The following is a 19,345-nucleotide window of genomic DNA, read 5'->3' as shown; positions in this document are numbered from 1 at the left end:
CCGGTCAAGTCCCCCCACACACTTTCAGCCGCTCCCGCGGCACCCCGCCGCCACCCCCGGCGTCCGCATGTTGGAACGGAGTATCCGGTTCCCGAGAACCGCTCCATCATGTAACCTGCACGAAATTTTGCACTTACGCAGAGGGCCAACGTCGTCCCTTCGCCAGCAGACATGCCACTTGAGACGACGACGGGAGAGCCGATGCGTACGCCGCGCCAGCCGTCCCAGCATTCCGCGAATGGCCAGAACTGGTCCTTCATGGATGCTCGCCCTGCTGCGCAGGGTATGTACGACCCCCGCAACGAGCACGACGCCTGCGGCGTCGGCTTCGTGGCCAACCTCACCGGCGAGGCGAGCCACACGCTGGTCGAGCAGGCGCTGACCGTTCTGCGCAACCTCGAGCACCGTGGCGCCACCGGTTCCGAGCCCGACTCCGGCGACGGCGCGGGCATCCTCACCCAGGTCCCCGACGCGTTCCTGCGCGAGGTCGCCGGGTTCGAGCTGCCCGAGGCCGGCGGTTACGCCGTCGGCATCGCCTTCCTGCCGCAGGACGGTCTGCAGGACGCCGTCTCGCGCATCGAGACGATCGCCGCCGAAGAGGGCCTCACCGTCCTCGGCTGGCGCGAGGTCCCGGTCGCCCCCGAGCTCCTCGGCGCCACCGCCCGCTCGACGATGCCCGCCTTCCGTCAGGTGTTCGTGGGCGACGGCGGCTCGAAGGGCATCGACCTCGACCGCCGCGCCTTCGTGCTGCGCAAGCGCGCCGAGCGCGAGGCCGGCGTCTACTTCCCCTCGCTGTCCGCGCGGACCATCGTCTACAAGGGCATGCTGACCACCGGCCAGCTCGAGCCCTTCTTCCCGGACCTGTCCGACCGCCGCTTCGCCTCGGCCGTGTCGCTCGTCCACTCGCGCTTCTCGACGAACACCTTCCCGTCGTGGCCGCTCGCACACCCGTACCGCTTCGTCGCGCACAACGGTGAGATCAACACCGTCAAGGGCAACCGCAACTGGATGGCGGCCCGCGAGTCCCAGCTGGTCTCCGACCTCTTCGGGGACCAGGAGCGCATCGACCGCGTCTTCCCCATCTGTACGCCGGACGCCTCCGACTCGGCGTCCTTCGACGAGGTGCTCGAGCTGCTCCACCTCGGTGGCCGCTCGCTGCCGCACTCCGTGCTGATGATGATCCCGGAGGCGTGGGAGAACCACGACTCCATGGACCCGGCCCGCCGGGCCTTCTACCAGTTCCACTCCAACCTGATGGAGCCCTGGGACGGTCCCGCCTGCGTCACCTTCACCGACGGCGTCCAGGTCGGCGCGGTCCTCGACCGCAACGGTCTGCGCCCCGGCCGCTACTGGGTCACCGACGACGGCCTCGTCGTCCTCGGCTCCGAGGTCGGCGTCCTCGACATCGACCCGGCGAAGGTCGTCCGCAAGGGCCGCCTCCAGCCCGGCCGGATGTTCCTCGTCGACACCGCCGAGCACCGCATCATCGAGGACGACGAGATCAAGGCCCGCCTCGCCGCCGAGAACCCCTACGCGGAGTGGCTCGAAGCCGGTGAGATCGAGCTGGGCGACCTGCCCGAGCGCGAGCACATCGTGCACACGCACGCCTCGGTCACCCGCCGCCAGCAGACCTTCGGCTACACCGAGGAGGAGCTGCGCATCCTGCTCGCGCCGATGGCCAAGTCGGCCGCCGAGCCGATCGGCTCCATGGGCACCGACTCGCCCATCGCCGCGCTGTCCTCGCGCCCGCGGCTGCTCTTCGACTACTTCACCCAGCTGTTCGCACAGGTCACCAACCCGCCGCTGGACGCGATCCGCGAGGAACTGGTCACCTCCCTGCGCTCCTCGCTCGGCCCGCAGGGCAACCTGCTCGACCCGAGCGCCGCGTCCTGCCGCTCCGTCGTGCTGCCCTTCCCGGTGATCGACAACGACGAGCTGGCCAAGCTCATCCACATCAACGCCGACGGCGACATGCCCGGCTTCAAGGCCGCCACCCTCTCCGGCCTGTACCGGGTGCACGGCGGCGGGGACGCGCTGGCCGCGCGGATCGAGGAGATCTGCGCCGAGACCGACGAGGCCATCGCCAACGGCGCCCGCCTCATCGTGCTCTCCGACCGCCACTCCGACGCCGAGCACGCGCCGATCCCGTCGCTGCTGCTCACCGCGGCCGTCCACCACCACCTCATCCGCACCAAGCAGCGCACCCAGGTGGGCCTGCTGGTCGAGGCCGGCGACGTCCGCGAGGTGCACCACGTCGCCCTGCTGATCGGCTTCGGCGCCGCCGCCGTCAACCCCTACCTGGCGATGGAGTCCGTCGAGGACCTGCTGCGCGCCGGCACCTTCCTGAACGGCATGGAGCCCGAGCAGGCGATCCGCAACCTGATCTACGCCCTCGGCAAGGGCGTCCTGAAGGTCATGTCCAAGATGGGCATCTCCACCGTCGCCTCCTACCGCGGCGCCCAGGTGTTCGAGGCCGTCGGTCTCGACGACGCCTTCGTCGCGAAGTACTTCAACGGCACCGCCACCAAGATCGGCGGCGTCGGCATCGACGTCGTCGCCAAGGAGGTCGCCGCCCGCCACGCCAAGGCCTACCCGGCCAGCGGCATCGCGCCGGCCCACCGCGCGCTGGAGATAGGCGGCGAGTACCAGTGGCGCCGCGAGGGCGAACCGCACCTGTTCGACCCGGAGACGGTCTTCCGCCTCCAGCACTCCACCCGCGCGGGCCGCTACGACATCTTCAAGAAGTACACGGACCGCGTGAACGAGCAGTCCGAGCGCCTCATGACGCTGCGCGGCCTGTTCGGCTTCAGCTCGGGCCGGCAGCCGATCCCCCTCGACGAGGTCGAGTCGGTCGACGAGATCGTCAAGCGCTTCTCCACCGGCGCCATGTCGTACGGCTCCATCTCCCAGGAGGCGCACGAGACCCTCGCCATCGCCATGAACCAGCTGGGCGGCAAGTCCAACACCGGTGAGGGCGGCGAGGACCCGGAGCGCCTGTACGACCCGGCGCGCCGCTCGTCGATCAAGCAGGTCGCCTCCGGCCGCTTCGGCGTCACCTCCGAGTACCTGGTCAACGCGGACGACATCCAGATCAAGATGGCCCAGGGCGCCAAGCCCGGCGAGGGCGGCCAGCTGCCCGGCCACAAGGTCTACCCGTGGGTCGCCAAGACGCGTCACTCGACGCCGGGCGTCGGCCTGATCTCCCCGCCGCCGCACCACGACATCTACTCCATCGAGGACCTGGCCCAGCTGATCCACGACCTCAAGAACGCCAACCCGCAGGCCCGCATCCACGTGAAGCTGGTCTCCGAGGTCGGCGTCGGCACGGTCGCCGCCGGTGTCTCCAAGGCCCACGCGGACGTCGTCCTCATCTCCGGCCACGACGGCGGCACGGGCGCGTCCCCGCTGACCTCCCTGAAGCACGCGGGCGGTCCCTGGGAGCTCGGCCTCGCCGAGACCCAGCAGACCCTGCTGCTCAACGGCCTGCGCGACCGCATCGTCGTGCAGACCGACGGCCAGCTGAAGACCGGCCGCGACGTGGTCATCGCCGCGCTGCTCGGCGCCGAGGAGTTCGGTTTCGCCACCGCGCCGCTCGTCGTCTCCGGCTGCGTCATGATGCGCGTCTGCCACCTGGACACCTGCCCCGTCGGCATCGCCACCCAGAACCCGGTGCTGCGCGACCGGTTCAACGGCAAGGCCGAGTACGTGGTGAACTTCTTCCGGTTCATCGCGCAGGAGGTCCGCGAACTGCTGGCCGAGCTCGGCTTCCGCTCGATCGAGGAGGCCGTCGGCCACGCCGAGGTCCTCGACGTCGAGCGCGCCGTCGACCACTGGAAGGCCCAGGGCCTGAACCTGGAGCCGCTGTTCCACGTGCCGGCGCTGCCCGAGGGCGCCTCCCTCCACCAGGTCGTCGCACAGGACCACGGCCTGGAGAAGGCGCTCGACAACGAGCTGATCAAGCTCGCCGCCGACGCGCTGGCCGCGGACTCCCAGGCCGACGCCCACCCGGTGCGCGCCCAGGTCGCGATCCGCAACATCAACCGCACGGTCGGCACCATGCTCGGCCACGAGGTGACGAAGAAGTTCGGCGGCGCGGGCCTGCCCGACGACACCATCGACATCACCTTCACCGGCTCGGCCGGCCAGTCCTTCGGCGCCTTCCTCCCGCGCGGCGTCACACTGCGCCTGGAGGGCGACGCCAACGACTACGTCGGCAAGGGCCTCTCCGGCGGCCGGGTCGTCGTCCGCCCCGACCGGGGCGCCGACCACCTCGCCGAGTACTCGACGATCGCGGGCAACACCATCGCCTACGGCGCGACCGGCGGCGAGCTGTTCCTGCGCGGCCGCACGGGCGAGCGGTTCTGCGTCCGCAACTCCGGCGCGACGGTCGTCTCCGAGGGCGTGGGCGACCACGGCTGCGAGTACATGACCGGCGGTCACGCGGTCGTCCTCGGCGAGACGGGCCGCAACTTCGCGGCCGGCATGTCCGGCGGCGTCGCCTACGTGATCGACCTGAACCGCGACCACGTCAACGCCGGCAACCTCGGCGCGGTCGGGACGCTCGACGACACCGACAAGGCGTGGCTGCACGACGTGGTGCGCCGCCACGCCGAGGAGACCGGATCGACGGTCGCCGAGAAGCTGCTCGCCGACTGGGACGCGTCCGTGGAGCGCTTCAGCAAGATCATCCCCAGCACGTACAAGGCAGTGCTCGCCGCCAAGGACGCCGCCGAGCGAGCCGGTCTCTCCGAGACCGAGATCACCGAGAAGATGATGGAGGCGGCGACCAATGGCTGATCCCAAGGGCTTTCTCAACCACGGCCGCGAGGTCGCCAGGTCGCGTCCGGTCCAGGAGCGCGTCAAGGACTGGAACGAGGTCTACGTCCCCGGCTCGCTGCTGCCGATCATCGGCAAGCAGGCCGGCCGGTGCATGGACTGCGGCATCCCGTTCTGCCACAACGGCTGCCCGCTGGGGAACCTGATCCCCGAGTGGAACGACTTCGCCTACCGCGAGGACTGGTCGGCGGCCTCCGAGCGCCTGCACGCCACGAACAACTTCCCGGAGTTCACGGGCCGGCTGTGCCCCGCCCCGTGCGAGTCGGCGTGCGTGCTCGGCATCAACCAGCCGCCGGTCACCATCAAGAACGTCGAGGTCTCGATCATCGACAAGGCGTGGGAGACCGGTGACGTCGCCCCGCAGATCCCCGAGCGGCTGTCCGGCAAGACGGTCGCGGTCATCGGCTCGGGCCCGGCGGGCCTGGCCGCCGCCCAGCAGCTGACCCGGGCCGGCCACACCGTCGCCGTCTACGAGCGCGCGGACCGCGTCGGAGGCCTCCTGCGGTACGGCATCCCCGAGTTCAAGATGGAGAAGCGGCACATCAACCGCCGCATCGAGCAGATGCGCGCGGAGGGCACCCGCTTCCGCACGGGCGTCGAGATCGGCCGCGACCTCAAGGCCACCGACCTGAAGAAGCGCTACGACGCGATCGTCATCGCCGCCGGCGCCACGACCGCCCGCGACCTGCCGGTCCCCGGCCGCGAGCTCAAGGGCGTGTACCAGGCCATGGAGTACCTGCCGCTGGCCAACAAGGTGCAGGAGGGCGACTTCGTGGCACCCCCGGTCTCGGCCGAGGGCAAGCACGTCGTGGTCATCGGCGGCGGCGACACCGGCGCCGACTGCGTGGGCACCGCCCACCGCCAGGGCGCGGCCTCGGTCACGCAGCTGGAGATCATGCCCCGCCCGAACGAGGAGCGGAACCCGGTCGCCCAGCCGTGGCCGACGTTCCCGATGCTCTACAAGGTCACCAGCGCGCACGAGGAGGGCGGCGAGCGGGTCTACTCCGTCTCCACCACCCACTTCGAGGGCGACGAGGACGGCAACGTCCAGTGGCTGCACCTCACCGAGGTCGAGTTCGTCGAGGGCAGGCTGACCCAGAAGCCGGGCACGGAGCGCAAGATCCCCGCCCAGCTGGTCACCCTCGCCATGGGCTTCACCGGCACCGACCGCGAGAACGGCCTGGTGGAACAGTTCGGCCTGGAGCTGGACGAGCGCGGCAACATCGCCCGCGACGCCGACTTCCGCACCAACGTGCCGGGCGTGTACGTCGCCGGTGACGCCGGCCGCGGCCAGTCCCTCATCGTGTGGGCGATCGCGGAGGGCCGCTCGGCCGCCCGCGGCGTCGACCGCTTCCTGACCGGCGCCAGCGACCTGCCGGCCCCGATCCGGCCGACCGACCGGTCCCTGACGGTCTGACCGGCCGGTCCCGACGGCCCGGCGGACCGCCCGGCGGAGCGCCCCGCGCCCCGTCCGGCGGACCGTCCGCCGGACCGTCCGACGGGTCGCCCGACGGCCCGTCACCAAGCGTCCCGTACAACGGCGTACGGGCGGGATGTCCGGGGGCACCGCCCCCGCACACCCCCCGAGACGGCGCCTGCCCCCCTGTCCCCGACCGGACGACCGGGCAGGCGCCGCCGCACGTCCGGCTGTGGGAGGGTGTGGCCCATGGTCGCGATCAGTCTCAGCAAGGTCCAGGAGACGGCGCCCGCGCTGGTCAGCCTGTACAAGAGCGCCGGGGTGTCCCTCACGAAGCACGGCCTGGACGGGCAGCGCGCCGCCGTCTACCTGGTCGTGGACTACTCGGGGTCGATGAAGCCGTACTACGGCGACGGCAGCGTGCAGGCGCTCGCCGACCGGGTGCTGGGACTCTCGGCGCACCTCGACGACGACGGACGGGTACCGGTGGTGTTCTTCTCCACCGACGTGGACGCCGTCACCGACATCGCGCTCGCCGACCACCAGGGGCGGGTGGCGCGGATCGCGGCCGGTCTCGGGCACATGGGCAGGACCAGCTACCACCTGGCGATGGACGCCGTCATCGACCACTACCTCGACAGCGGTTCCCGCGAGCCCGCCCTCGTCGTCTTCCAGACCGACGGCGGCCCGATCAACAAGCTCGCCGCCGAACGCTACCTGTGCAAGGCCTCCACGCTGCCGATGTTCTGGCAGTTCATCGGCTTCGGCGACAAGGACAGCAAGCAGTTCGACTTCCTGCGCAGGCTCGACGAACTGCCCGTGCCGCAGAAACGGGTCGTCGACAACGCCGGCTTCTTCCACGCGGGCGCCGATCCGCGCCGGGTCCCGGACGCGGACCTGTACGACCGCCTGGTCGGCGAGTTCCCCCAGTGGCTGGAGGCGGCACGGGCGCGGGGGATCGTGGGCCCCGGCCGCTGAGCCGGGCGGCGCCCGGGCCGCCCGCACGGCACTTCCCCGGGGTCGGGCGCCCCGGGCGGCGCGCGGTGCGCGGGCACCGGTGGGCCACGGCGACAGGCCGTGCTCCGCGGCGCGCACGGCCGGGCCGCGCACGGCCGGGCGGACGTCCCTGCGGACGCCTCGGGCTCAGGTGTCGCACTCCAGCACCGTCCGGCACAACCCGCACCGCGCCCGCACCCGCCCCCGCACCGGGACCCTGATCCGCTGAAGACAGGTGGGGCAGGGGAACGTCACCCGCAGCGGCCCCCGCCCGTCCGGCGCGAAGGCGTACGCAACGGCCGGCGGGGCGACCGGCACCGGGGAGCCCTGCGCCTGCCGCCGGTCACGCGCGTAGCGCCACCGCCCCACCCGTCCCGCGGCCGTCAACGGCGGCTGCCGTTCGTCGAGGCGGGCCCGCTCCCGCCCCGTGACGTACGCGGTGTACGCCTGCGGACTGGTGAACCACGTCGACGGGTCCTCCCCGAAGACCAGCGCCCGCTTGGCCAGCACGTACCCGAACTCCTCCGGCGTCAGGTACCCCAGCTTCTGCGAGGAGGAGGCGTCCTCCCGGTAGGCGTCGAGCAGCAGCCACCCCGCCCCCAGATAGGCGGTGGCCGTGTCCGTGAGGATCTCGTTGTCACGCGTGCCGGGGAACGCCAGGTCCACGCGGTGCAGGAAGACGTGCATGATCTCGTGCGCCAGGGCCGCGCCGATGTCCCGCCGATGGGTGCGGAAACGGTCGTTCAGCTCGATGAAGTACTCGGGCCCCGCCGTCAGTTCGACGTGGGCCGCGTGCCGCATCTCCCGGAAGCCGACGATCATCCGGGCGTCCGGCAGACGGAAGTGCCGCACCAGCTCCCGCGCCACCCGCTGCGCCCCGAGATGCAGGTCGTCGGTGTCGCAGAACGCCACGTCCACGGGGGCCACGCTGACCGGGAACCGGTGCACGGTGTCGTACGACAGCCGCCGGTACAGCGCGGTGACGGCGTCCCGCACCGTGTCCAGGTGGGGATAGCCGTGCTCGACCGGTCCGCCGTTCGCCACGCCCGCACCCCCAAGACGCCGTCCACCCGCTTCCACTGTACGAGCGACCGCCGGAAGCGGCCCCGGCGAGAACCGGAGACGGCCGGGGGGAGGCCGGGGGAGCCGTGGGGCGTGCGCCGGGCGGGCGACCCGACGGCGGGGATCCCGCGACCGCGGGCCCCGGAGGGCGACGCACCAGGACGCACTAGGGTGAACGCCCATGACCACCAGCAACACCGGAACCGGTGACGTCGACCCCGCCGTCCACGAGGAACTCGCCCGGCTGCGCGACAGCATCGACAACATCGACGCGGCCGTCATCCACATGCTCGCCGAGCGCTTCAAGGCCACGCAGCAGGTCGGCCACCTCAAGGCCCGCCACCAGCTGCCGCCCGCCGACCCGGCCCGCGAGGCCCGCCAGATCGCCCGGCTGCGCGCCCTCGCCGAGAGCGCCAAGCTCGACCCGGCGTTCGCCGAGAAACTTCTCAACTTCATCATCGCCGAGGTGATCCGCCACCACGAGCGCATCGCCGAGGACGCCGTCAACGGCGCCTGACCTCCACGGACGGCCCCGCGCACGGCCGCCGGGCCCCCCGTACGGCCGCCCTTGCGTCCGGCCCCCGTACGGCCGCGGCCTCGCCGCGGCGTGTGCCGCGCGCCCCGGGCGGGCACCGGGCGTCGTCCGGCGGGTACCGGGCGTCGGTACCGGGGCGCAAGCCGGTGGCCGGTCGTCCCGCGGGAGGGACGCCGCCCGTGCCGCCGGATGCCGGGACCCCGGTCGCGGACGACCACCGGACGCGTTGCGCGCGCCGGCGGACGTCCTGGCCCCACCGGGCCACCGGACAGCCGCCACCAGCGGCGACGAGGCACTCGAACGGGTGCCGCGGGGCCCGGGCCCGCCTCCTCGCGCTCGACGCGCGCCCGCCCGGCGACAGGGGCCCGGACGTGATCCGCCACCTCCCCGACGCCCACCGGCGCCACGTCGCCCTCCAGGGGGACACCCGCGACGGGGACACCCGCGACACCGAAGCCCGTCCGACGAGCCCGCCGACTCCCCCGGCGACGCGGGCCCGCTCCGGCCACGCGGGCCCGCCCGTCGTCCGGGCCCGGCCCCGCGCGCCGGCACCGGAGTCCCGCCCTCCCGGCGCCCGCGCGAACGGGGGACAAACGGCGCGTACCGATCCGCCCCTGTGCCTGGCCTGCGGCATCGGGCAGCATGGCCTGCATGTCCGTACTCACGCGCGACGAAGCGCAGACCCGTGCCCAGCTCCTCGACGTCCACCGCTACACCATCGACCTGGACCTGACCACCGGTGAGGAGACCTTCGAGTCCCGCACCGTGATCAGGTTCTCCGCGCGCACGGGCGCCGACACCTTCGTCGAGCTGAAGCCGGCCGAACTGCGCTCCGTCGTCCTCGACGGCGAGACCCTCGACCCGCAGACCCTGGACGACAACCGGCTGCCCCTGAAGAACCTCGCCGCCGGCGAGCACGAACTGCGGATCGCCGCGAGCATGCGCTACTCCCGCACCGGCGAGGGCATGCACCGCTTCACCGATCCCGCCGACGGCGAGACCTACGTCTACACGCAGATGTTCATGGACGACGTCCAGCGCGTCTTCGCCGCCTTCGACCAGCCCGACCTCAAGGCCGTCTTCGACCTGTCGGTCACGGCCCCCACGGGCTGGACCGTCCTCGCCAACGGCGTCACCGAGCACCTCGGCGAGGGCCGCTGGCGGGCCGCCGCCACCCCGCCCGTCTCCACCTACCTCGTCGCCGTCGCCGCCGGCCCCTGGCACTCCGTGCGCACCGAGCACCGCGGCCTGCCCTTCGGCATCCACTGCCGCCGCTCCCTCGCGCCCCACCTCGACGCCGACGCCGACGAGATCCTCGACGTCACGCGCGCCTGCTTCGACCGCTACCACGAGAAGTTCACCGAGCCCTACCCCTTCGACTCCTACGACCAGGCGTTCGTCCCCGAGTTCAACGCCGGCGCCATGGAGAACCCCGGCCTCGTCACCTTCCGCGACGAGTTCGTCTACCGCTCCGCCGTCACCGACACCGAGCGCCAGACCCGCGCCATGGTCATCGCCCACGAGATGGCCCACATGTGGTTCGGCGACCTCGTCACCCTCAGATGGTGGGACGACATCTGGCTGAACGAGTCCTTCGCCGAGTACATGGGCTACCAGACCACCGCCGAGGCCACCCGCTTCACCGACACCTGGACCGAGTTCGGCGTCGTCCGCAAGGCCTGGGGCTACGACGCCGACCAGCGCCCCTCCACCCACCCCGTCGCCCCCGAGGACGTCGCCGACACCGCCTCCGCACTCCTCAACTTCGACGGCATCTCCTACGCCAAGGGCGCCTCCGCGCTGCGCCAGCTGGTGACCTGGCTCGGCGAGGAGGACTTCCTGGCCGGCATCAACACCCACTTCACGCGGCACAAGTTCGCCAACGCCACCCTCGCCGACTTCATCGACTCCCTCGCCTCCGCCACCGAGCGCGACGTCCACGCCTGGGCCGACGCCTGGCTGCGCACCACCGGAGTCGACACCCTCACCCCCACCGTCACCACCGACGCCGGCACCTGCGCCCTCTCCGTCGAACACGCCGGCAGCCGCCCGCACCGCATCGCCGTGGGCCTGTACGACCAGGACCTCTCCGACGACGAGGGCCGCCTCACCCTGCGCGAACGCCTCGACGTCGACATCCCGCAGAGCGCGCCCCGGCCCGTCGGCAAGCCCCCCGCGCTGCTCCTGCTCAACGACGGCGACCTCACCTACACCAAGATCCGCTTCGACGCCGCGTCCGCCGAGTCCATCGGCACGAGCCTGTCCCGGCTGCCCGACCCGCTGACCCGCGCCGTCGTCTGGAACGCCCTGCGCGACGCGGTCCGCGACGGCCAACTCGCCCCCGGCTCCTACCTGGAGACCGCCCGCATCCACCTCCCGCGCGAGACCGACCTGGCCCTCGCCCAGGGCGTCCTCGCCTTCGCCTCCACCCAGATCGCCGACCGCTACCTCACCTCCGAGGAGCGCCCCGCGGCCCTGGCGACCCTGTCCTCCCTGTGCCGCGACCTCATCCGCCGCACCGAGGACGGCGACCACCCCGGCCTGCGCCTGATCGCCGTACGCCACTTCATCGACGTCGCCGCCCACCCGGACACCATCGCCGCCTGGCTCGCCGAGGGCACGGTCCCCGGCGGACCCGAGCTCGACCCCGACCTGCGCTGGCGCGTCCTCGCCCGGCTCGCCGTCCTCGGCGCCACCGACGAGGCCGCCATCGCCGCCGAACAGGAACGCGACCCGTCCGCCAACGGCCGCGAAGGCGCCGCCCGGTGCCGCGCCGCCCTGCCCGACGAGGAGACCAAGAGCGCCGCCTGGGCCGCGATGTTCGACGGCGACGACCTGTCCAACTACCTCTTCACCGCCACCGCCCAGGGCTTCTGGCAGCCCGAACAGGCCGACCTCGTACGGCACTACGTGCCCCGCTTCTACGACGCCGCGGTCGCCGTGGCGGCCCGCCGCGGCCCCGCCATCGCGGAGGCCGCCGGCCGCTGGGCCTTCCCCGCGCACGCCGTCGACGCCGAGAACCTGACCCTGGGCGAGACCTGCCTGCGCGAGGCGGACCCGACCCCGGCCCTGCGCCGCAAGCTCGCGGACCAACTGGACGACCTGCGACGCGCCCTGCGGGTCAGGCAGGGCACCACGGCGTAGCCCCGCCGGGCCGGCCGCGGAACGAGGCGCCCGGACCGGGGGCGGGGGCGGGTCAGGGGCGGCAGCCCCGGCCCCCGCCCCCGCCCCGGTCCGCGCGGCCTCCCACTTTCGGTTCGAAAACCCCCGCAGCCGGGACACCTCGCCGTAACCACCGACAAAATGGGACTCCCCGCCTCCGGAGGAGCCCATGCGCACGCCGCCCCTCGCCTCAGGCCCCGAAGGCCCGGCCGCGCTCGGGCCGTTGCTCGCCACCGTCCTCGACGCGCTGGACGTCGGCGCCCGCGCCCGCGGCGGCCCCCTGCCCGCCGGCGGCCCCGCCGCGGTGGCCGCCCGGATGCGCGCGGCAGCCGGCGACATCCTGCCGCGGCGGGGCGACCCGGCCGCCCTGCACACCCTGGTCCGCGCCCTGGCCGAAGGCTCCGCCGACCCCGCCCACCCCCTGTGCGCCGCGCACCTGCACTGCCCGCCCCTCGCCGTCGCGGCCGCCGCCGACCTCGCCGCCTCCGTCCTCAACCCCTCCCTGGACTCCTGGGACCAGGCACCGGCCGCCTCGGAACTGGAGGCGCTGGTGACCCGCGCGCTCGCCGCCGAGACGGGCCTGGCGGACGCCCTCGTCACCACCGGCGGCACCGAGTCCAACCACCTCGCCCTCCTCCTGGCCCGCGAGCGGCTCGGCCCCGGCCTGCGCCTCGTCCACGGCGCCAACGCCCACCACTCGCTGCCCCGCGCCGCCTGGCTCCTCGGCCTGCCCGAACCGGTCGCCGTCCCCGCCCCCGCCGGCACCCTCGACCCCGTCGCCCTCGACGACGCCCTCACCCGCCTGCCCGGCCCCCTGCTCGTCGCGGCCACCGCCGGCACCACCGACGCCGGACTCATCGACCCCCTCCCCGACATCGCCGCCCGCTGCTCCGCCCACGGCGTCCGCCTGCACGTCGACGCCGCCTACGGAGGCGGCCTCCTCTTCAGCGACCGCCACCGCGCCCGCCTCACCGGCCTCGACGCCGCCCACACCGTCACCCTCGACCTGCACAAACTCGGCTGGCAGCCGGCCGCCGCCGCACTCCTCGCCGTCCGCGACACCGACGACCTCACCGCCCTGAACCAGCGCGCCGACTACCTCAACGCCGATGACGACACCGACGCCGGCCTCCCCGACCTCCTCGGCCGCTCACTGCGCACCACCCGTCGCCCCGACATCCTCAAGACCGCCGTCACCCTCGCGACCCTCGGCCGCACCGGCCTCGGCGCCCTCGTCGACGAGGTCTGCGCCCGCGCCCAGGACCTCGCCGCCCTGATCGCCGCCGACCCCGCCCTCGAGCTGTACGACACCCCCACCCTCAGCACCGTCCTCTTCCGCCCCGCCGCCGCCGACGACGAGACGGTGGCCCGCATCCGACGGCGACTGCTCACCGAAGGCCGCGCCGTCCTGGGCCGGGCCCGCCTCGACGGCCGGCTCTGGCTCAAGGCCACCCTCCTCAACCCCCGCACCCGGCCCGACGACCTGGCCGCCCTCCTGGAACTGGTGGAAGGAAACACCCCCGCATGAACGCCCCCGCCCACCCGGTCCCCGACGGCCCCCGCGACCTCGTCGGCATCGGCATCGGCCCCGGCAACCTCTCCCTCGCCGCCCTCGCCCAGCCCCTCGCCGAACTCGACGCCGTCTTCTACGAACAGCGCCCCGCCTTCGCCTGGCACCCCGGCCTCCTCATCGACGGAGCCCGCGTCCAGGTGCCCTTCCTCGCCGACCTCGTCACCCTCGTCGACCCCACCAGCCCCTGGACCTTCCTCAACTACCTGAAGACCCGCGAACGCCTCTTCCCCTTCTACTTCGCCGAGCGCTTCCACACCCACCGCGCCGAGTACGACGCCTACTGCCGCTGGGTCGCCGACGGCCTGCCCGCACTCCACTTCGGCCACCGGGTCCACACCGTCCGCTGGAAGCCGGAACACGACCTGTTCGAGGTCGACTTCACCCGAACCGGCCCCGACGGCGAAGCCGGGACCCCCGGCCGCACCCACACCAGGAACGTCGTCGTCGGCATCGGCACCGAACCCCACGTCCCCGCCACCCTGCGCCCCCTCACCGACGCCCCCGACGTCCCCGTCCTGCACGCCTGCGACTACCTCGACCACCGGACCGGACTCCTCGCCGCCGGCCACGTCACCGTCGTCGGCTCCGGACAGTCCGGCGCGGAGGTCTTCCTCGACCTCCTGCGCCACCGCCCCCCGGGCCGCGAACGCCTGCACTGGATCGGCCGCACCGAAGCGTTCGCCCCCATGGAGTACTCCAGACTCGGCCTCGAACACTTCACCCCCGACCACACCCGCTACTTCCACGCCCTGCCCGAACCGGCCCGCGACCACCTCGTCGACGCCCAGTGGCAACTCCACAAGGGCATCGACGCCGACACCCTCGCCGCCATCCACGAGGAGCTGTACCGCCGCACCCTCCACGGCGGCTGGCCCGACGCCGTCCTCACCCCCGGCGTCCACGTCCGCACCGCCGGCCGCACCGCCACCACCAGGATCGAACTCCACCTCGAACACGTCCGGCAGAACACCCGCAGCCGGCTCGTCACCGACGCCGTCGTCCTCGCCACCGGCCACCGCGAACGCCCCCTGGACCACCTCCTCGCCCCCCTCGACCCCCACCTGCGCCGCGACGGCGCCGGACGCCCCCACATCGACGAGCACTTCCGCCTCGTCCTCGACCCGGCTGTGACCGGCCCCGACCGCCACGTCTACGTGCAGAACGCCGAACGCCACACCCACGGCGTCGGCGCCCCCGACCTCGGCCTCACCGCCTGGCGCAGCGCCACCGTCCTCAACACCCTCACCGGCAAGGAGAACCACCCCCTCCCGAGCCGTACCGCCTTCACCACCTTCGGCCTCGACCCCCGGCCCCCCGTCCCCCCGTCCCCCCGGCCCGCCACCCCCGCCCCGCTCCCCGAAAGCCGATGAGCCGGCGACCACGACGAAGGGACGGCGGGAGCCGGACCCCCACCGTCCCCCACACCCCGCGGGACAAGCCCCACAGGACGAACCTCACAGGACAAGCCCCACCGGCCAGGCCCTAGAAGACGGGCACACCGTCACGCGTCAGCTTCCAGTCCGCCGACGCGAAGTCCTTCGGGTCCAGCACACCCTTCGCCGTCACCCACTCCGCGATCCGCGTCCGGATCTCCGTCGACTCCGCCCACAGCTCCCGCGCCGACGCCACGTGCGGGAACGCGCCACCGCCGTTGGCCCGGTAGTTGTTCACCGCCAGCACGAACTGCCGGTCGTCCTCCAGCGCCGCCCCGCCGTACGCCAGGTTCCTGATCCGCGACCCGGCCGGCTGCGCGATGTCGATGTCGTACGACAGCCCCGACACGTAGTCGTAGTTGTAGTCCGGACGGCCACCGGCGTTCGTCAGCTTCTCCACGTCCACGGCCGCGCCCGCCGCCGTCCGCACGAAGTACTCCGCCGAGTACTCCAGGTACGCGCGCACCTGGGCACCCGTCATCAACTTCGCGACCAGCGTGTTGTCGTACACGTACAGACTCGACAGGTCCCGGATCGTCACGTCGCCGGCCGGGATCTCCGAGGTCCGCGAGAACGGCGACGCCTGCGCGATCACCGGCAGGGACGCGTACGACGTGCCCGCCAGCGCCGCCTTCACCACGTCCTCCTGCACCTTGGTGATCAGGTCGATGATCGGGGCGTCCTTGTACCGCGCCTCGACCGTGGTCAGCGTGTCCGTCGCGGTCCCGACGACCTGGTTGACGTACGCGACGACCTCAGCGTGCTCGTCCGACAGCAGCCGGGTGATCCGCGGGTCGTCGGCGACCGTGTTGGAGTTCAGCACCGACGCCGCCACCGACTCCACGCTCCACCGGCCCCGGGCGAAGACCAGCTCCACGTCGAACCGCGACAGCCGCTCCGCGTAGGCCAGCGGCTCCGACAGCACGACCGTCCTCCCGGTCTTCTCGTTCACGACCTTCAGCTCCGGGATCTCCACGTGCGCGTGCCCCACCAGGATCGCGTCGATCCCCGGCACCCGCTGCGCCACCAGCGCCGCCGAGTTCTCCACGTACGGCAGCTGGTCACCGTACGACGAGGTGCCCGAGGAACCCGAGTGCGCCGACACCACGACCACGTCCGCGCCCATCGACCGCAGCTTCGGCACCCACTTCGCCGCCTGCTCCTCCAGACCCGGGAAGGTCAGCTTCCCCTGCACGTACGCCTTGTCCCAGATCGCGATGCCCGGGTTGGTCAGACCCAGCACCGCCACCTTCACCGGCGGCGCGCCCTTCACCCGGAAGGTCTTCATGAAGTAGGGCGGGAACGCCGGCTTCAACGTCTTCGCGTCCAGCGCGTTCGCCCCGAGCAGCGGGAAGTCGCACTGCTCCTCGAACTTGCGGAGCGTCTCGATGCCGTAGTTGAACTCGTGGTTGCCGAGCGCCACCGCGTCGTACCCGATCGCGTTCATCGCCTGCGCCATCGGGTGCACCGGCCCGCCCTCGGCGGTGATCGGGTCCACCTTGGCGTAGTAGTACGTCAGCGGCGTGCCCTGGATCGTGTCGCCCGCGTCCAGCAGCAGCGTGTTCTCCCGGCCCCTCTCCTTGCGGATCGCGTTCACCAGGGTCGAGACGCGCGCCAGGCCCTGCGCGTTGCCCTGGGCGTCGGAGTACTCCGCGTCCTTGAAGTAGTCCCAGTTGAAGACGTGCCCGTGCAGGTCCGTCGTGCCCAGCACGGTCAGCGAGTACCGCCTGGCGGGCTTGGCCGGCTTCTTGTGCTCCGCCGCCTGCGCCGCCGGCGCCGCGACCGCACCCGCGATCGCCACCCCCGCCCCGGTCGCGGCGGACTTCTTCAGGAACTTCCGGCGGTTCAACGGCATGCTCTGCTCCTCGGACGACGACCGATTGACGCGCGTAGACAGATGCGCGTGGACAAGGGACACGCACAGCCGAACGCGCGTAGATTCTGACCCGGCCATGGCAAACGGGAACAGACCCCCCAGGTTTCGATCTGGTGACCCCGACCACACGGCCCCCTCCCGCAACCAGGCAAGGACTGCCAGAGTGGGACGTATGGCCACGCCCCCCGCCCACGGCACCCCCGACGCCCCCCTCCTCCTCGTCCACGGCGAGGCCACCCTCGAAGCCGACCCCGACCTCGCCCGCCTCGACGTCACCGTCACCGCCCGCGCCCGGGACCGCCGCACCACCCTCGACGACCTCACCCGCCGCAACACCGAGGTCCTCGACCTGATCAGGTCCTACGGCGACGCCGTCGCCGACGTCTCGACCGGCACCGTCTCCCTCACCCCCGAACTCTCCCCCCACGGCCGAGGCGAACGGATCCGCGGCCACCACGGCCGCGTCCACGTCACCGCCACCCTCACCGGCCTCACCGCCCTCGGCGAACTCACCACCCGCCTCGCCGACCTCGACCTCACCCGCGTCGACGGACCCTGGTGGGAACTGCGCCCCGACTCACCCGTCCACCGCGAGGCCCGCCGACAGGCCGTACACGACGCCGTACGCCGCGCGACCGAGTACGCCGAAGCCCTGGGGACCTCCGTGGCCGCCCTCACCGAGCTCACCGACGTCGGCGGCGAGCCGACGGGCGGACGCCCCCCGGGCGCCCTCGAACGCCACGCCTTCCGCCGGGCCGCCACCGAGGACGCACCCCCCGAACCCCTCGACCTCGAACCCGGGCGGATGACGGTAAGAGCCGAGGTGAGAGCACGCTTCACCATGGTCCCCCCGCACCTGTGAATTCACTCGTTCGAGGAATTCGGACGACCGCCCGGATGCTCGGAGGAGCGGCCGGGTGCACAATTCAGCACCCACCAACAACCCTTCACACAAAGGACGTTGAGCGGCCATGTCCGACGAATTCCCTACCGCCCGGTAAGACTTAGGCTCGACTCATGCGCCGAGCCAAAATCGTCTGCACACTGGGCCCCGCCACCGACACCTACGACCGGATCAAATCCCTGGTCGAAGCCGGAATGGACGTCGCCCGCCTCAACCTCAGCCACGGCGACCACGCCGAGCACGAGGAGCGCTACCGCCACGTCCGCAAGGCCTCCGACGAGACCGGCCGCAGCGTCGGCACCCTGGCCGACCTCCAGGGCCCCAAGATCCGCCTCGGCCACTTCGCGGAAGGCCCCGTCCTCCTCGAACGCGGCGACACCTTCACCATCACCGTCGAGGAAGGCGTGGCGGGCGACCGCCACACCTGCGGCACCACCTACGCCGGCCTCGCCGAGGACGCCTCCCCCGGCGAGCGCGTCCTCGTCGACGACGGCAAGGTGTGCCTGGAGGTCACCGCGATCGACGGCCCGCGCATCCACACCCGCGTCGTCGAGGGCGGCGTCGTCTCCGACCACAAGGGCCTCAACCTCCCCGGCGTCGCGACCTCGGTCCCCGCCCTGTCCAAGAAGGACGAGCAGGACCTGCGCTGGGCCCTGCGCACCGGCCTCGACATCGTCGCCCTCTCCTTCGTCCGCAGCGGACGGGACATCCTCGACGTCCACCGCATCATGGACGAGGAAGGCCGCCGACTGCCCGTCATCGCCAAGATCGAGAAACCACAGGCCGTCGAGAACATCGACGACATCGTCGCCGCCTTCGACGGCATCATGGTGGCCCGCGGCGACCTCGGCGTCGAGATGCCCCTGGAACAAGTCCCCATCGTCCAGAAACGCGCCGTCAAACTCGCCAGGCGCAACGCCAAACCCGTCATCGTCGCCACCCAGATGCTCGACTCGATGATCGACAACTCCCGCCCCACCCGCGCCGAAGCCTCCGACGTCGCCAACGCCGTCATCGACGGCACCGACGCCGTCATGCTCTCCGGCGAGACCAGCGTCGGCACCTACGCCGTCCAGACCGTCCGCACCATGGCCAAGATCCTCGAAGCCGCCCAGGAGGACATCCTCGCCGCCGGCCTCCCACCCCTCACCGAACGCAACAAACCCCGCACCCAGGGCGGCGCCGTCGCCAGAGCCGCCGCCGAGATCGGCGACTTCCTGGACGCGAAGTTCCTCGTCGCCTTCACCCAGTCCGGCGACACCGCCCGCCGCCTCTCCCGCTACCGCTCCCCGATCCCCCTCCTCGCCTTCACCCCCGAACCCGCCACCCGCTCCCGGCTCAACCTCACCTGGGGCGTCGAGACCTTCCTCGTCCCACCCGTCGGCACCACCGACGCCATGGTCGACCAGGTCGACGAACTGCTCCTGCGCCTCGGCCGCTGCGAGAAGGGCGACGTGGTGGTGATCACGGCGGGCTCCCCGCCGGGGGTGTCCGGCTCGACGAACCTGGTCCGCGTCCACCACGTGGGGGAGGACGACCGGCCCGAGTAGA

11 protein-coding genes are annotated in these 19,345 nt (G+C 72.4%); 9 read left to right on the top strand and 2 right to left on the bottom strand.

Features of this window, described 5'->3' with window-relative positions; genetic code table 11:
- Window positions 1-201 precede the first annotated feature (201 nt).
- From gltB to ACZ5FU_RS23910, 3 genes are all read left to right on the top strand, one after another.
- Window positions 202-4,797 (top strand): glutamate synthase large subunit, encoded by a 4,596-nt coding sequence (gene gltB, locus ACZ5FU_RS23920; protein ID WP_451528850.1) that lies wholly within the window; start codon window positions 202-204, stop codon window positions 4,795-4,797.
- Entirely contained in the window at window positions 4,790-6,253 is a 1,464-nt protein-coding gene (locus ACZ5FU_RS23915; RefSeq protein WP_451528851.1) for a glutamate synthase subunit beta, read from the top strand. Before gltB ends, ACZ5FU_RS23915 begins: the two co-directional genes overlap by 8 nt.
- A gap of 249 nt (window positions 6,254-6,502) precedes the next feature.
- Window positions 6,503-7,231, top strand: a complete 729-nt coding sequence (locus ACZ5FU_RS23910) for a vWA domain-containing protein (RefSeq protein ID WP_451528852.1) — start codon at window positions 6,503-6,505, stop codon at window positions 7,229-7,231.
- Between the two features lie 165 nt (window positions 7,232-7,396).
- On the opposite strand, the gene ACZ5FU_RS23905 is transcribed toward ACZ5FU_RS23910, so the two are convergent.
- Window positions 7,397-8,293 carry a hypothetical protein gene (locus tag ACZ5FU_RS23905; protein WP_451528853.1) on the bottom strand — a complete coding sequence of 299 codons (897 nt, stop codon included), beginning with the start codon at window positions 8,291-8,293 and terminating at the stop codon, window positions 7,397-7,399.
- Window positions 8,294-8,492: 199 nt separating this feature from the next.
- On the opposite strand from ACZ5FU_RS23905, the gene ACZ5FU_RS23900 reads away from it, so the two are divergent.
- The 4 genes from ACZ5FU_RS23900 to ACZ5FU_RS23885 all read left to right on the top strand — a co-directional run bounded on the left by ACZ5FU_RS23900 (window position 8,493) and on the right by ACZ5FU_RS23885 (window position 14,951).
- Entirely contained in the window at window positions 8,493-8,828 is a 336-nt protein-coding gene (locus ACZ5FU_RS23900; protein WP_451528854.1) for a chorismate mutase, read from the top strand.
- A gap of 669 nt (window positions 8,829-9,497) precedes the next feature.
- The gene (gene pepN, locus ACZ5FU_RS23895; protein WP_451777195.1) at window positions 9,498-11,990 is read left to right on the top strand and encodes an aminopeptidase N; all 2,493 of its coding nucleotides are present in this window, start codon (window positions 9,498-9,500) and stop codon (window positions 11,988-11,990) included.
- 187 nt (window positions 11,991-12,177) lie between these two features.
- Window positions 12,178-13,536 (top strand): pyridoxal phosphate-dependent decarboxylase family protein, encoded by a 1,359-nt coding sequence (locus ACZ5FU_RS23890; protein ID WP_469046564.1) that lies wholly within the window; start codon window positions 12,178-12,180, stop codon window positions 13,534-13,536.
- Window positions 13,533-14,951 carry a lysine N(6)-hydroxylase/L-ornithine N(5)-oxygenase family protein gene (locus tag ACZ5FU_RS23885; RefSeq protein WP_469046562.1) on the top strand — a complete coding sequence of 473 codons (1,419 nt, stop codon included), beginning with the start codon at window positions 13,533-13,535 and terminating at the stop codon, window positions 14,949-14,951. The genes ACZ5FU_RS23890 and ACZ5FU_RS23885 overlap by 4 nt, the downstream gene beginning before the upstream one ends.
- Window positions 14,952-15,063: 112 nt before the next feature.
- Here the strand turns inward: ACZ5FU_RS23885 and ACZ5FU_RS23880 are convergent, their stop codons facing one another.
- The gene (locus ACZ5FU_RS23880; RefSeq protein WP_451528858.1) at window positions 15,064-16,869 is read right to left on the bottom strand and encodes a bifunctional metallophosphatase/5'-nucleotidase; all 1,806 of its coding nucleotides are present in this window, start codon (window positions 16,867-16,869) and stop codon (window positions 15,064-15,066) included.
- Between the two features lie 193 nt (window positions 16,870-17,062).
- Between ACZ5FU_RS23880 and ACZ5FU_RS23875 the strand changes: the two genes are divergently transcribed.
- Entirely contained in the window at window positions 17,063-17,752 is a 690-nt protein-coding gene (locus ACZ5FU_RS23875) for an SIMPL domain-containing protein (protein ID WP_451528859.1), read from the top strand.
- Window positions 17,753-17,907: 155 nt separating this feature from the next.
- Window positions 17,908-19,344 (top strand): pyruvate kinase, encoded by a 1,437-nt coding sequence (gene pyk / locus ACZ5FU_RS23870; RefSeq protein ID WP_451528860.1) that lies wholly within the window; start codon window positions 17,908-17,910, stop codon window positions 19,342-19,344.
- Window position 19,345 lies beyond the last annotated feature (1 nt).

This window comes from Streptomyces sp. NPDC031554, from assembly GCF_055580685.1.
Note: the sequence above shows the minus strand (reverse complement) of the source record. Positions and strands in the feature narration are given on the sequence as shown.